Annotated in this window: 11 protein-coding genes; 6 read left to right on the top strand and 5 right to left on the bottom strand. The window is 66.7% G+C overall.

Going from position 1 to position 13,766, the window contains the following annotated elements:
* Positions 1–54: 54 nt before the first annotated feature.
* Entirely contained in the window at positions 55–1,536 is a 1,482-nt protein-coding gene (locus tag ACY34H_RS12600) for an MFS transporter (protein ID WP_464977844.1), read from the bottom strand.
* Positions 1,537–1,593: 57 nt separating this feature from the next.
* Positions 1,594–2,502 (bottom strand): LysR family transcriptional regulator, encoded by a 909-nt coding sequence (locus ACY34H_RS12595; protein ID WP_464977843.1) that lies wholly within the window; start codon positions 2,500–2,502, stop codon positions 1,594–1,596.
* A 257-nt stretch (positions 2,503–2,759) separates the two neighbouring features.
* Between ACY34H_RS12595 and ACY34H_RS12590 the strand changes: the two genes are divergently transcribed.
* The 4 genes from ACY34H_RS12590 (at position 2,760) to ACY34H_RS12575 (ending at position 8,065) form a co-directional block, all read left to right on the top strand.
* Positions 2,760–3,974 (top strand): MFS transporter, encoded by a 1,215-nt coding sequence (locus ACY34H_RS12590; protein ID WP_464977842.1) that lies wholly within the window; start codon positions 2,760–2,762, stop codon positions 3,972–3,974.
* A gap of 114 nt (positions 3,975–4,088) precedes the next feature.
* Entirely contained in the window at positions 4,089–5,078 is a 990-nt protein-coding gene (locus ACY34H_RS12585; protein ID WP_464977841.1) for a sugar phosphate isomerase/epimerase family protein, read from the top strand.
* A gap of 17 nt (positions 5,079–5,095) precedes the next feature.
* Positions 5,096–5,500: a C-glycoside deglycosidase beta subunit domain-containing protein gene (locus tag ACY34H_RS12580; RefSeq protein WP_464977840.1), complete on the top strand. Its 405-nt coding sequence runs from the start codon at positions 5,096–5,098 to the stop codon at positions 5,498–5,500.
* Positions 5,501–5,836: 336 nt separating this feature from the next.
* Positions 5,837–8,065: a TonB-dependent receptor gene (locus ACY34H_RS12575; protein ID WP_464977839.1), complete on the top strand. Its 2,229-nt coding sequence runs from the start codon at positions 5,837–5,839 to the stop codon at positions 8,063–8,065.
* Positions 8,066–8,094: 29 nt separating this feature from the next.
* Here the strand turns inward: ACY34H_RS12575 and bluB are convergent, their stop codons facing one another.
* The 3 genes from bluB to ACY34H_RS12560 all read right to left on the bottom strand — a co-directional run bounded on the left by bluB (position 8,095) and on the right by ACY34H_RS12560 (position 12,236).
* On the bottom strand, positions 8,095–8,763 hold the full coding sequence (bluB, locus tag ACY34H_RS12570) for a 5,6-dimethylbenzimidazole synthase (RefSeq protein ID WP_464977838.1): 669 nt from the start codon (positions 8,761–8,763) through the stop codon (positions 8,095–8,097).
* Positions 8,764–8,822: 59 nt separating this feature from the next.
* On the bottom strand, positions 8,823–10,847 hold the full coding sequence (locus tag ACY34H_RS12565; RefSeq protein ID WP_464977837.1) for an AsmA family protein: 2,025 nt from the start codon (positions 10,845–10,847) through the stop codon (positions 8,823–8,825).
* A 483-nt stretch (positions 10,848–11,330) separates the two neighbouring features.
* Positions 11,331–12,236 (bottom strand): alpha/beta fold hydrolase, encoded by a 906-nt coding sequence (locus ACY34H_RS12560; RefSeq protein WP_464977836.1) that lies wholly within the window; start codon positions 12,234–12,236, stop codon positions 11,331–11,333.
* A 129-nt stretch (positions 12,237–12,365) separates the two neighbouring features.
* Between ACY34H_RS12560 and ACY34H_RS12555 the strand changes: the two genes are divergently transcribed.
* Both ACY34H_RS12555 and ACY34H_RS12550 read left to right on the top strand, forming a co-directional pair.
* Positions 12,366–12,962, top strand: coding sequence for a CGNR zinc finger domain-containing protein (locus tag ACY34H_RS12555; RefSeq protein ID WP_464977835.1), 597 nt, complete (start codon positions 12,366–12,368; stop codon positions 12,960–12,962).
* Positions 12,959–13,762 (top strand): TlpA family protein disulfide reductase, encoded by an 804-nt coding sequence (locus tag ACY34H_RS12550; protein ID WP_464977834.1) that lies wholly within the window; start codon positions 12,959–12,961, stop codon positions 13,760–13,762. The genes ACY34H_RS12555 and ACY34H_RS12550 overlap by 4 nt, the downstream gene beginning before the upstream one ends.
* Positions 13,763–13,766 lie beyond the last annotated feature (4 nt).

Below are 13,766 nucleotides of genomic sequence, written 5' to 3'. Positions count from 1 at the left end.
GAAACGCCGGAACCGCCATCGCCGGGCGCGGCCGGCCGCGATGCCGGGAAGGCCTCAATGGCCGTTCACCGGCCGCTGTCCCGCAGCCGGCATCACCTTCGCCAGCCGCGTCGTCAGGTACATCGCCGTCGCCAGCAGTACCAGCAGCACCGGCAGTGCCCGCAAAAAGGCATCGGCATAGCGCGCGGCCGCGCCGCTGCCGATCCCCGCCGCATTGAAGAACACCCAGCCCGTCAATGCCACGCCCACCGCGCCGGCAATCTGCTGCACGGCCGTGAACAGGCCGGCCGCCACGCCGGCATCGGCCATCGGCACGTCCTGCAGGGTCGCGTTCGACAGCTGCGGCCCGCACAGCCCCATGCCCAGGCCCATGCCGAACTGCGCCAGCAGCAGGGGCACATAGGCCAGCTGGCCGCCGTGCACGGACCATGCGGCCAGCAGCAGGCTGGCGCAGGAAACGGCGGTGCCGACCAGCATCACGCGCACGCCGAGCCGGCGGAACAGCCAGGGTCCCAGCAGCACGATGCCGCCCATCGCGCCGGCGGCGATCGGCGCGCAGGCGTAGGCCATGTCGGCGGCGCTCATGCCGAGCCCGGTCTGCAGCACGAACGTCATCGCCAGCAGGTGGCCGGGCAGGATGGGGTTGATGCACAGCGTGCACAGCAGGCCCAGCGCCACCTTGCGGCGCTTCAGCAGTGCCGGATCGACGAGGGCGTTGCCGCGCGTGGCCTGGCGCCAGCGCAGGTAGCGCACCGTGCCCCAGGCCAGCGGCACCGTCGCTGCGAGCAGGGCCACCAGGCCGGCCGGCCAGCCGCGTGTCGGGCCTTCGATCAATGGCGCCAGCAGTGCGAACAGCACCAGCACGGACAGCGCGGCGCCGCCCAGGTCGATGCGGCCGGCGTTCACGCCCCGGCCGGGCGGCAGCAGCAGCCAGCCGGCGGCCAGGCTGAACAGGCCGATCGGCAGGTTGATCAGGAAGGTCAGCCGCCAGCCCAGGCCGAACCAGTTCGCGTCGATCAGCAGGCCGCCGACGATCGGCCCCAGCGCGGCGGAAAAGCCGCCCAGGAAGCCGAACACGGTGTACACCTTGTAGCGCTGCTCGGGCGGGTACATGACCTGCACCAGCGCCATCACCTGGGGCACCATCAGCGCCGCGCTGACGCCCTGCAGCAGCCGGGCCAGCTGCAGCGCCAGCGCGTCCGGCGCCAGGCCGCACGCCACCGAGGTCAGCGTGAACAGTGCGATCCCGGCCAGGAACATGCGGCGGTAGCCCAGGCTGTCGCCGAGGCGGCCGCCGACGATCAGCAGCACGGCGAACGCCATCGCATAGCCGGCGATGATCCATTCCAGTGCCGACTTGCTGGCGCCCATGCCCGATTCGATCGACGGAATCGCCACGTTGATGATGGTGGTGTCGAGCAGGTCCATCACGAAGGCCAGCGCCACCGCCACGAGGGCCAGCGTGCGGCGGCGCGGGGTGAATGCGGCGGCGGCGGCAAAAGCGCTGCCCTCCGTGGCGGTAACGGTATCGTTCATTTCTTATCCAGGTTGTTCAGGCGCCGTTTGCAACGTTCGCAACGGCGCCGCGGTTGGTCAAACGGTGGCGGCGATGGCGATGACCTGTTCGCGGATCCAGCGGATCGCCGGGTCGTTGTTGCGGTGCTTGTGCCATTGCAGCATCTGCACCAGCCGCGGGATGCGCGGCGGCGGTTCCCACAGGCGGATCGGCAGCGTGCGCTGCGCCTGCAGTGCGATGCGCCGGTGCACGGTGGCGATGCGGTCGGTGCCGACCACCAGCGAGGGCAGGGCGGTCAGCGTCGGCGCCGTGACCTCGACGCGGCGTTTCACATCGAAGCTTTCCATGAACCAGCCGTCGAACGTGGCCAGCGGATTGCCCGTCGTGAAAGCGGCCGCGACGTGGCCGCAGGCCAGGTAATCGTCGAACGTCAGGCGGTCGCGCACGCGGTTGTTGCCTTCCCACGTCACGCACAGGTAGTCGTCCTCGAACAGCGCGGCCGACGGATGGTCCTTCGACAGGTATTGCGACGGGATCACGAGGAAGTCGGCCTCGCCACGCTCCAGCAGGTCGGCCGGTTTTTCCTGCTGGTGGCGCAGGTGCAGGCGCAGGCCGGGGGCCTCACGGTACAGCGTTTCCAGCAGCGGCGGCACCAGCACCGCCGTGGTGTAGTCCGAGACCAGCAGGACCACGTCGCGCGACTCGCTGGCCGGGTCGAACAGGGGCTGGGCGGCGATCGTCGTATCGATGCGCATCAGCACTTCGCGCACCGGTTCCACCAGGTCGCGCGCCCGCGGCGTGAGCATCATCTGGCGGCCCGCCGCCACCAGCAGTTCGTCATTGAAATAGGCGCGCAGCCGTGCCAGCGCACTGCTGGTGGCGGACTGGCTGAGGAACACCTTTTCGGCCGCGTGGGTGATGTTGCGCTCGGTGAGCAGCGCGTTGAGGATCACCAGCAAATTCAGGTCGAGCTTGTTGAAACGCATTGCTTCTCCAGTGCGCTCGGGTGCGCGGATGGGTGAAAAAACGCTCCGAATATAGCCAAGAAACAGCCCGCCGGCAGGGCCGGACGGCTATTCAAGTTTTGGATATCAGCTATCCATACAATCCGGTAGCGTGGATAAACTTTTTGATGGGAAAAGCCCAAGGAAAGCGATATCATAATTCGAATTCTGATTTTTAACCAGTTCGAACGGCCGCAGAGCCGCACAGGTAGAACTACCTACAACCGACGGAGACAAAGATGCAGAACAACGGTCCTCAAGCAGTCCGCCAGGCCGACTGGCGCCAGGGCTGGATCCTGGTGTTTTCAGGCTTCCTGCCCGTGATGGCGATCATCGCCCTTGCTCCCACGCTGCCGACGCTGCTGGCGCATTTCCACGACGTTCCCAATGCAAAGCTGATGGTGCCGCTGCTGATCACGGCCCCCAGCGCCTGCATTGCGCTGTTCGCCCCGGCCGCCGGCGCGATCGCCGACCGCTTCGGCCGCCGCAAGCTGCTGCTGTGGGCGATGGCGTTCTACGGCTGCGGCGGCCTGATGCCCTTCTTCATCGACGACTTCTGGGCCGTGGTGGCGGGGCGCTTCGTGATCGGCATCGGCGAAGCGGGCGTACTGACCGTCGTCAACACGCTGCTGGCCGACTATTTCGAAGAGCAGGCGCGGCACCGCTGGCTGATGATCCAGGGCGTGGTCGGTTCGATGCTCGGCACGCTGACGATCGCCGGCTCCGGTTTCCTGGCCGCGCAGGGCTGGCAATTCCCGTTCCTCGTATATGGCGTGGCCATACCGATCTTCCTGGCCAGCCTGGTCTACCTGTTCGAGCCGGGCACGCGCGGGCCGAGGCAGGCCAGGGCGCCGGGTGCCGCGCCGGCCACGCCGTTCCCCTACAAGGTGGCGCTGATGGTGTGCGGCGTGACGGTGGTGCTGTCGACGATCTACTACGTGCAGGTCATCAACTTCTCGCTGCTCCTGAAGGAAATGGGTGTGGGCGATCCGAAATCGATCGGCCTGTGGATGGCCATTCCCAGCATCGGCGTGCCGATCGGCGCCGTCGTGTTCAAGCTCACCACCCGCTTCGGCGCCGGCGCGCAGATTTTCCTGGTCTTCCTGTGCTACGCGATCGGCCTGGGCGGCATCGGCATCGCACCCGACTACAAGGTGGCGCTGGCCTTCGCCTTCGTGCAGCAGCTGGCCAACGGCATCATCGTGCCGGCGCTGATCGCCTGGACCCAGAGCAAGTTCTCGTTCGAGCATCGCGGCCAGGGCATGGGCTGGTGGGCCAGCTCGTTCTTCGTCGCCCAGTTCCTGTCGCCGGCCGCCGTGAACGCGATGCGGGGCCTGGTCGGCGACCTGCAGACCGCATTCCTGGCCTTCGGCATCGTCGCCGGCGTATTCGCCATCGGCGCCTGCCTGCTGCGCCTGCGCCGGCCGCCCGCGCCATCGGGCGCGTTCTCCTAGCGCACCCATTCATGTGCCGGACCGCAGTGGCGGGCCGGCCTGTTTTCCAGTCTGGATCAACCATGGCCCCACCCGGCCAGGGACTTCTGCATCCCAAAACAAGCGAGGATCACTATGAGCAAACCCCACGACATCAAGCGCGGCGTCTCCCTGTACAGCTACCAGTACGAGACGTTCCTGCGCAGGATGACCCTCGACGACTGCATCGCCCATGCCGCCGGCCTCGGCGCGCGCGGCATCGAAGTCGTCAGCGAACAATCGTTCACCGGCTTCCCCGACGTGCCGCAACGGCAGATCGACGGCTGGTTCGCGTCGCTGGAACGGCATGGCGCGTATGCGCAGTGCCATGACATGTTCCTCGACGTGAAGCTCTACAAGGACCGCAGGCTGAACTTCGACGAGATGGTGGCGTCGCTGCAGCGCGACCTGCGTTTCGCCAAGCGCCTCGGCTGCCGCAACGTGCGCGTGATCGTCAATACGCCGCCCGAAGTGGTGGTGGCCTGCGTGCCGCTGGCCGAGGAGCTCGACGTGCGGATGGGCATCGAGGTGCATTCGCCGTTCCACTTCGACCATCCGTGGATCCTGCGCTACACGGAGCTGACGCGCGCCACCGGTTCCGACCACGTGGGCTACGTGCCGGACATGGGCATGTACACGAAACACTACCCGCCGGTATTCCGCGACCGCTTCCTGCGCATGGGCGCCACGCCGAAGATCGTCGAACACATCCTCGAAGCGCATGCCGCGCGCGTGCTGGCAGACTACGTGCTGATGGACGTGCGCAAGCTGGGCGGCAATGCCGTGGACCTGCAGATGGCCGAGACGCTGCGCCACAACATCTGGAGCAATCCGCGCCGCATGCTCGAATTCATGCCGTGGATCTTCAACATCCACGCCAAGTTCTACGAGATCGACGACAGCGGCCGCGAACCGGCCATCCCTTACGACGAGATCGTCGCGGTACTGGTCGAAGGGGGCTACCAGGGCCACCTGTCCAGCGAATACGAGGGCCAGCGCCATATCGAGGACGCGTTCGAGGTCGATGGCCGCGAACAGGTACGGCGGCAGCAGGAAATGTTCAAGCGCCTGCTTGGCGAAGACTGAATAACAAGGAGAAAACCATGTACGACCAGCACATCATCTATCCCGGCAGCGTGCGCAACGCGGACGACGGCACCGGCTGGCAACTGGGCGTGCGCCTGCCGTATTACCGCGGCCAGATCCTGTCGGCCGTCGAGGATATCGCGCTGACCGTGGACGGCGAAAAGGTGCCGCGCGAGCAGGTGCGCTTCACGGTGCGCGGTCGCACCTACACCCTCGACGAACTGGAGACCGAGTACGTGGAGCGGTGGGAATTCGGCGAAGTGGCGCAGGTATCGGTACTGCAGCCCGGCGGCCTGCCCGCCGGTGAACACCAGGTGACGGCGGCGGTGCAGCTGCGCATCTCCTACCTGCCGTGGAGCCCGGTCACGAGCTGCACGATCGGCGCCAACGTCGGTGCCAACATCGGCGCCACGCAGCCCTGACCACCGCGGCCGCGGGCACGGCGGGCCTGTTCGCCGCCGCGCCATCGATGGCCGCGCACTGAAGCTGTCCCGGCACCGCCGCGCATCGGCGGGGCAGGCAACGTATTCCAACTGACCGGCGCCACCGCGCGGCACGCATGGCCTGACGCCGTGCGGGCGCGGCGACGTCCGCGTGCGTCCGCCGCGCATGCTTGTGTATTCACCGTATCGATGCCAGCCATCCAAACAATCACACTGGAAGGCACACCGAAACGGGCAGTCCAGCAACTATCATTTTTCGCACAAACACAGAACTTAACGGCGGATTCCAAGCTGCCGGATGACCAGGAGACGAAAATGAAACACCCCAAGCTCAGCTCGATCACCCAGGCCCTTTGCGCGGCAGGCTGCCTGTCGCTGGCCGGCGGCGCCGCCGCGCAGGCCGGTGACGCCAGCCAGGAAGCGCGGCCGGACCGCGGTGCCATCGCCGAGGTGATCATCACCGCGCAGAAGGTGGCGCAGCCGGCCAGCAAGACGCCGCTGGCGCTGTCCGTCATCTCCGGCGACGACCTGAAGAACGCCGGCACCAACGATCCGCGTGCGCTGGCCGAATCGCTGCCCAACGTGGAAATCGCCCAGGAGAGCGGCATGCTGCAGGTGTCGATCCGCGGCGTGACGAGCCTGGACATGACGGAAAAGGGCGACCCGTCGGCCGCGTTCCACGTCGATGGCGCCTATATCCCGCGCTACGAAGCGCAGGCCGCCGCGTTCTTCGACCTGGACCGGATCGAAGTGCTGCGCGGCCCGCAGGGCACGCTGTATGGCCGCAACGCCACCGCCGGCGCGATCAACCTGATCACGAACAAGCCGACCCGCAAGCTGGAAGGCAAGGTCGGCGTCGAACTGGGCAACTACAGCACGCGCCGCGTCGATGCGATGCTGAACGTGCCGATCGGCGACAACTGGGCGATGCGCGCCGCCATCAACACCAACCGTCACGACACGTACTACAACGCCGGTCCGAACACGATCGAGCTGGAAAGCCAGGACGACAAGTCGGCGCGCCTGCACCTGCTGGGCAATTTCGGCAAGGACACCAGCCTGCTGCTGACGGCCGAGAAAAACAAGATCGGCGGCGGCGCCTCGTCGCCGGTGCCGATCACCAATTTCTTCGACGGCGAACTGATCGGCACGCTGGGCTTCACGCCGGCCGGCCGGGGCAACCACATCAAGGACCCGGTCTACGTCGACCGCGGCAACGACGTGCAGCGCACCGCCTACTGGGGATTCAAGCAGGACGCCAACTCGCACCGCGACAACGAAGCCACGTCGCTGCGCGGCGAATTCAAGACGCGCCTGGGCGCCGTGGACCTGACGTACCAGCTGGCGAAGATGTCGCTGAACCTGGACCAGCTGAACAACGGTGTCTACTTCGGCTTCCCGTTCACCACGCTGAACGTGGGCGACAGCGATGCGGTCTCGCATGAGTTCCGGCTCAATTCCACCGGCACCGGGCCGCTGCGCTGGGTGGCCGGCGTGTACAAGTTCGACGAGGACATCTTCCGCCGCGCCGCCTACACCACCTACGTGACGGCGCCGTTCGGCCAGTTCAACATCGTGCTGCCGTTCCTGGCCACGCTGAACAACAAGTCGACGGCGGCGTTCGGGCAGGCCACGTATGCGGTGCGCGACGATACCCGCGTGATCGTCGGCGTGCGCCGCACCCGCGACCGCAAGTCCGGCTACGATCCGCTGAGCGGCGAAGCGGCGGTGGCGCCGGCTACCGAAAGCTCGAAGGCGTATTCGGAAGACGTCCGTTTCAGCAATACCAGCTGGAAGATCGGCGTCGACCACGACCTGCGGTCCAATGTGATGGTGTACGGCAGCATCTCGACCGGCTACAAGGCCGGCGGCTTCAATGCCGAGCGCGATACCGGCGTGTACCGCCCGGAGACGCTGAAGGCGTACGAAGCGGGCATCAAGGGCCGCTTCCTGGAGAACCGCCTGCAGCTGTCGGCCAACGTGTTCCACTATGCCTATGAAGACCAGCAGCTGACGACGACCACCTGCCGCACCAACGATCCGGCATCGTGCCACTCGTTCACGGCGAACGCGGCCAACTCGGAAGTGGACGGCGCCGAGTTCGAGGGCCAGCTGCGGGTGCTCGGCGACGGCACGCTGCGCGCCAGCCTGGCCTTCACGGATGCGAAATACAAGCAATACCATCCGACCGCGACGATCGATTTCTCCGGCCAGAAGCTGGACCGGGCGCCGACGTCGACGGTCGGCATGGGCTACACGCACCATTTCGCGGTGGCCAACGGCGGCGAGATCACCGCTTCCGTCAACACGCGGCACTCGACGTCGTACTACATCAGCGACCCGGTCGAAGGCATCCGCTACCGCCAGCCGTCGTACTGGAAGTCCGACGCGTCGATCGGCTATGCCAATCCGGACGGTACCTGGAATGTCCAGCTGTTCGTGAAGAACATCGAGGACACGGTCAAGATCGAAAGCCGGGTGCCGGGTTCGTTCTTCCTCAACGATCCGCGCACCTACGGCGTGCGTGCCGCGTACAACTTCTGACGGCGGGCAGGAGAGACGCGCATCGCCCGTCAGTCCGCGTGGGGAACGGCCGGCACGCCCCACGCATTGTCGTACAGGAGTTCGCCGATATCGCGCCGGCTGTCCCAGCGCTCCGCCTGCAGCATCGGCTCCGGGTAGAACGCGTCGACATGCCCGACGCACAGCAGGGCGATGGGGCGGGCGCCTTCCGGCATGCCGCACAGCGCGCGCACCTGCTCGGGATCGAACAGCGATACCCAGCCCACGCCGATGCCCTCGGCGCGCGCCGCCAGCCAGAAGTTCTGGATCGCGCACGAGGCCGACGCCAGGTCCATTTCCGGCATCGTGCGGCGCCCGAATACATAGCGCTCGCGGCCCTCGGCCAGGCCGACGACGAGCAGCTCGCCGCACGACAGGATACCCTCGACCTTCAGGCGCATGAACTCTCCGGACCGCTCGCCCAGCGCTTCGGCGGTGAGCACGCGCTCCGCATCGACATGGGCGTGCAGCGCGCGGCGCAATGCGCCATCCGTAATCCGCAGGAACCGCCATGGCTGCATGTAGCCGACGCTGGGCGCGGCATGCGCGGCACCGATGAAGCGCGCCAGTTGCGCGGGATCGATCGGGTCGGGCAGGAAGTGGCGCATGTCGCGGCGCTCCCGGATCGCGCGGTACACCGCGTCGATCTCGTGCTGTTCGTACTGGTGGGGATTCGTCATCGATCGTTATGGAGCGGGGCCATCGCGGCCATGGGGACGGGACTGTATCATGGCCGGCATCACTTCTTCGCGGCGGACTTGGGCAGCTCGCGCACTTGCGGCTTCTTCTCCGCCTCGGCAATCGCCGCCTTGCAGTTGGTATCCGGCACCTTGGTGACATTCACCAGCGGCAGTACCGCCGCCAGCGGCGACACTGCGGCCAGTGCGACGGCCGCGCCGGCCTTCAGCGCCAGCGGGCCCTTGTACGGCCCCACGTCCGGATCGGCGAACGTGCCCTTCGCATACAGCGGCGTGCGCAGCGAGAAGATGCGCGTGCCCTTGGTTTTCGGCCGCACGTCCAGGTTCAGCTGTTCCTGCGCCAGGTCCACATAGCCGCTCACGTCCACCACCGCTTCGTCCGTATCGAGCACGAAGCGCTGGACGTTGGCCCGGCCGTTGCGCACCGCCGCTTCGGCGGCCAGGCAGTTCATGTTGATCTGCTTGTCGCCGAACACCTTCACGAAGACCGCGTTGGCCACGTTCAGGCCGGCCAGTTCCAGCATGAACTGGCTGACCGAGCCCTCGGTCACCACGGCATTGAGTTCGCCGTTCGACGTGGCCAGCATCGATGCCACCGTATTGCCCTTGCCGGCCAGCGCCGCGTCGCCGTTGATCTCGCCGAAGCTGCCGCGCATCGATTCCAGTTTCGGGAACAGCTGGTTGATCTTCAGGTGCCGCGCGGCCACGCGAGCCTGCGCGTCGATGGACTTCTGGCGCCCGTCGAGGGAGATATTGGAGATCACCTGGCCGCCCGCCATGCCGAACTGCAGAGGCGTGAGCTTCAGGACCTTGTCCTTCATGTGCAGGTCGGCCACGAGGTCCCGCAGCGGGATGTCGTTGGTGCGAACGATGCGCTTGCCGGTGAATTTTACGTCCGCGTCGAGCGCGCCCCATTTCGACGTGTCGAATTCGTCGACCGGCAGTGCCTTGCCGGCCGCCGGTGCCTTGACCTTGCCGGCCTGTTTCGTGCCGGCGCCGGTGTCGGCGCCCACCGAAGGCCCAAGATCCGCCAGGCGCAGCTGTTGCGACGTCAGCTCGCCGCGCAGCAGGGCGCGGGGCTTGCGCTGCGAATAGGACAGCGTGCCGGCGATATCGCTGGCGCCGACCTTGCCGCTGAATTTCTGGTACGTGAACGTCCACGCACCGGCATCGTTCTTTTCGCCCAGCAGCCGGCCCTGCGTCGAGTACGGTGGCGTTTGCGGCAGCAGCACGCCGGTCAGCGGATACAGGTCGCGCATGCTTTGCCCCGCCAGCTTCAGTTGCAGGTCCATGCCGGACAGCGTTTTGGGATCGCTCAGCGTGCCTTTCACGCTGACGCGGTTGCCGCCGAGATCGGCGTTGGCTTCGACCGGGAACGTGATGTCCGAACCGGTCAGCGTCAGCACCGCGCCGGCCTTGCCGCCGCCCGTGACCGGCGCCTTGTTGTACCTGCCGCCCAGCGTGAACGCCAGGCCGTAGGGCTGCGCGCCCTTCGCGGCGGGCGTGGTATTGCCATTGATGGATCTGGCGTCCGCGCGCATGTCCAGGTCGATCGCGTCGTCCAGGTAGCGCAGCGTGCCGCTGGAGAACGCCAGCCGCTGGATGTCGACTTCCCATTCGGAGGGGCCGTTGTCCTTCAGCGTCCACGAATTGCTGCCGTCCTTGCGGCGCTGCAGCGCCACGTTCGGCTCGGCCAGCCGCAGGTCGGTAATGACGAACTCCTTGCCCAGCAGCGGCAGGATGCGGAAGCCCATGTCCACCCGTTTCGCTGTCGCCATCTGCTGGCCGACGGTGCTCCACGCCGGGTTGCTCATGCGGATGTCTTCCGCGCTGACATAGGGCCGCGGCACATAGCGGCGCCAGCCCGTCTCGCTGTCGAGGCCACGGTGGAACTTCACGTCCAGGTTGCCCTGGATGGCGAATTCGCGCCCTGTGGTCTCGGAGACTTTACGGTTGATGTATGGCCGCAGCATGTTCCAGTCGAACAGCGCGAACAGGATCAGCAATCCCACGATTGCCGCGAGAACGGCGCCCCCGATCTTGAGAGCCCTGGAGTTTCTTTTCATAGCACTCGCTCACCTGGTTGTACGGCGCCCCACAGCCGAGGCTGCTTTTGTACGCCAGAAAACATAAGGGTACTGCCGTTGCCGTATCCCGTTTGTTAAACACACAACCATGCGTGCACATCGGCCATGCCGCCTTGCCAACTGTGTGCGCCGCAGCCGACAAATGCCGACAAAGCGATTAGCAAAGATCATGGATTTGCAGCTTTCGCTGGACACACTTTCCAAAGGAAAGTTACCTATTGCCGATAGGAATCATCCATCCACGACGAGGTGGGCATCCTGATATCACCGGCGTGATCGACGGCATCGCGTTCCAGACCAATATCCTGGCGCTCAGGCGGCCGGCCTGTCGCAGGCCGTCGGCAGTTTCCGGCTGCGCGAATTCGTCGCGCAGGGCCACGCGGCCGCCGCGGGGCACAAGCTGCTGCCGGTGCACTGATCCAGTCCTTCCGGCCGGCATCGGCCGGAGGATGACTGCCTTCTTCAGCGCGCCACGCTGCGCCCGAGGAACTCCAGCATCGCCTCGCCGATCTCCCGCCCATGCGTCTCGATGGCGAAGTGGCCCGAATCGACGAAGCGTACCTCGGCCTTGCCGTTGTCGCGCCTGAAGGCTTCGGCGCCGGCCGGCAGGAAGAACGGATCGTTGCTGCCCCAGATCGCCAGCGTCGGCGGCTGGTAGCGGCGGAAGAACGCATGCAACTGCGCGTAATGCGCGATGTTGCTGCCATAGTCGAGCAGCAGGTCCATCTGCGCGTCGACGCCGATGCGTTCGATGGCCGCATGGGCCAGCTGCCAGGTTTCCGGCGCGATCAGGGAAACGTCCGCGCCTTCCGCGCCTTCCACGCCTTCCACGTACTGCCAGCGCAGCATCTCCAGCGTGTTGAATGCGCGCAGCGCTTCGCGGTTGGCGGCGCTCGGCTCGGCCCATGCCTGGCGCATCGGCGCCCAGCCCGCGCTCAACCCTTCCTCATATCCGTTGCCGTTCTGGCTGACGATCGCGGTGATTTTCTCCGGATTGTTCACGGCCAGGCGCCAGCCCACCGGGGCGCCGTAGTCGAACACGTAGATGGCATAGCGTTCCAGCCCCTTGGCGCGGGTGAAGGCGTCGATCACGCTGGCCAGGTTGTCGAAGGTCCAGGCGAAGCCGGCCTGCACGCTGGTCTGCCCGAAGCCCGGCAGGTCGGGCGCGATCACGTGGTAGCTGCCGGCCAGTTGCGGGATCAGCTCGCGAAACATGTGCGACGAGGCGCCGAAGCCGTGCAGCAGCAGCACCGCCGGCGCGTCTGGTGCGCCGGCCTCGCGGTAGAACAGGTCGACCCCGTCGATGTCGATCGTGCGGTAGCGGACTTTGGTGGCATCTGCGGTGGCGCTGGCGGTGAGTGCGTTCATGACTTCTCCTCGGGTATGCGGATCGGGGTTGGCTGGGATAACCTGTATAATTTCATTTAAATGGTTATGTAAGCCGGAGTGTGCGCCGCCTTTCGTAACCTGTCAATCTAATTTTTAAAGGTTACTTCCATGTCGAACGCGGAACACCCGCCGGCCGATGCGCCGCTGCTGGCCGATCACCTGGCGCTGGACCTGCTCAATACCGAAGCCCGCGACGATGGCGCGGCCGTCGAGTTCTGGCACGGCGGCGGCGACGTGCTGCGCTGGCTGGCGCGGCAGGGGATCGTTCCGGCTCCTGGCGCCGCGGCGGCCGATCCGGCCGCGCTGCTGGCGCATGCGCTGGCGCTGCGCACGCTGGCGCGCGAACTGATCGGCCGGCGCAGCGAAGGGAAGACGATCGCTCCGGACGGATTGAATGCATACCTGCACGCCCATCTCAGCGCGCCGCACCTGGCGCTCGATGCCGCCGGCGGCCTTGTGCTGCGCCGCGTGCCGCGCGGCGACGCGATCGCGGCGCTGCTGGGCCCTGTCGCGGAGGCGGTGGCGCAACTGCTGGCCGAAGGCGATTTCACCCTCGTCAGGCAATGCGAGCATCCCGAGTGCGTGCTGTGGTTCTACGACCGCACCAAGGCGCACAAGCGCCGCTGGTGCAGCATGGCCCTGTGCGGCAACCGTCACAAGGCGGCCCAGTTCAGGAAGAAAGCCAGCCAGGGAGCGGGGGCATGAACGCGGTCTCGCTCGGGCCGCTGGTGTTTCCGGTGCACGTCCTGCTGGCATTGCTGGCCATCCTGCTGGCGACCGGGGTGGCCGGCTGGTTCCAGCGCCGGCGCGGCGTGGATGCCGGCCCGCTGCTGTGGAAAATGATCGTTGCGGGTTTTGTGTGTGCGCGCCTGGTGTTCGTGTTCAAGCACCGCGACATCTATGCCGCGGCGCCATGGACCGCCTTCGACATCCGCGATGGCGGGTTCGAGCCGGCGGCCGGACTGGTCGCCGCCTGCGTGATCGGCGTGGAGCTGGTGCGGCGCAGCGAAGCCTTGCGCCGTCCGCTGCTGGTATCGGTGCTGGCCGGGCTGGCGGCATGGGGCGGCGGCACGCTGGCGGTGCAATGGATGGCACTGCCCCATGCGCCAATGCCGAACGTGGCGGTGCGCCAGCTGGACGGCACCGAAATCGCGCTGGCGCGCTTTGCCGGCAAGCCGCTGGTGATCAATTTGTGGGCCACCTGGTGCCCGCCCTGCCGGCGCGAGATGCCGGTGCTGCAGGCCGCGCAGGCGGCCAACGCGGACATCGGCTTCGTCTTCGTCAACCAGCGCGAATCTGCCGACACGGTACGCCGCTTCCTGGCCGGCCAGCGGCTGCCATTGCAGAACGTGGTGACCGATCCGGCCGGGCAACTGGCGGCGGCCACCGGCTCGGTGGCCTATCCCACTACGCTGTTCTACGATGGCGCCGGGCGGCTGGTGCTGCGGCACGTCGGGGAGCTGTCGCAGGCGACGCTGCGTGACAAGCTGGAACGCATACGCTGACGAT

It is taken from the genome of Pseudoduganella sp. jia 9 (assembly GCF_055502615.1).
The sequence above is the reverse complement of the archived record's forward strand: the minus strand, read 5'-3'. Positions and strand labels throughout refer to the sequence as shown.

Bases quoted from the DNA above. Each gene is read 5' to 3' on its own strand.
- bluB (WP_464977838.1), bottom strand. From the start codon at position 8,763: ATGACGAATCCCCACCAGTACGAACAGCACGAGATCGACGCGGTGTAC.
- ACY34H_RS12600 (WP_464977844.1), bottom strand. From the start codon at position 1,536: ATGAACGATACCGTTACCGCCACGGAGGGCAGCGCTTTTGCCGCCGCC.
- ACY34H_RS12595 (WP_464977843.1), bottom strand. From the start codon at position 2,502: ATGCGTTTCAACAAGCTCGACCTGAATTTGCTGGTGATCCTCAACGCG.
- ACY34H_RS12585 (WP_464977841.1), top strand. From the start codon at position 4,089: ATGAGCAAACCCCACGACATCAAGCGCGGCGTCTCCCTGTACAGCTAC.
- ACY34H_RS12560 (WP_464977836.1), bottom strand. From the start codon at position 12,236: ATGAACGCACTCACCGCCAGCGCCACCGCAGATGCCACCAAAGTCCGC.
- ACY34H_RS12550 (WP_464977834.1), top strand. From the start codon at position 12,959: ATGAACGCGGTCTCGCTCGGGCCGCTGGTGTTTCCGGTGCACGTCCTG.
- ACY34H_RS12580 (WP_464977840.1), top strand. From the start codon at position 5,096: ATGTACGACCAGCACATCATCTATCCCGGCAGCGTGCGCAACGCGGAC.
- ACY34H_RS12555 (WP_464977835.1), top strand. From the start codon at position 12,366: ATGTCGAACGCGGAACACCCGCCGGCCGATGCGCCGCTGCTGGCCGAT.
- ACY34H_RS12590 (WP_464977842.1), top strand. From the start codon at position 2,760: ATGCAGAACAACGGTCCTCAAGCAGTCCGCCAGGCCGACTGGCGCCAG.
- ACY34H_RS12575 (WP_464977839.1), top strand. From the start codon at position 5,837: ATGAAACACCCCAAGCTCAGCTCGATCACCCAGGCCCTTTGCGCGGCA.
- ACY34H_RS12565 (WP_464977837.1), bottom strand. From the start codon at position 10,847: ATGAAAAGAAACTCCAGGGCTCTCAAGATCGGGGGCGCCGTTCTCGCG.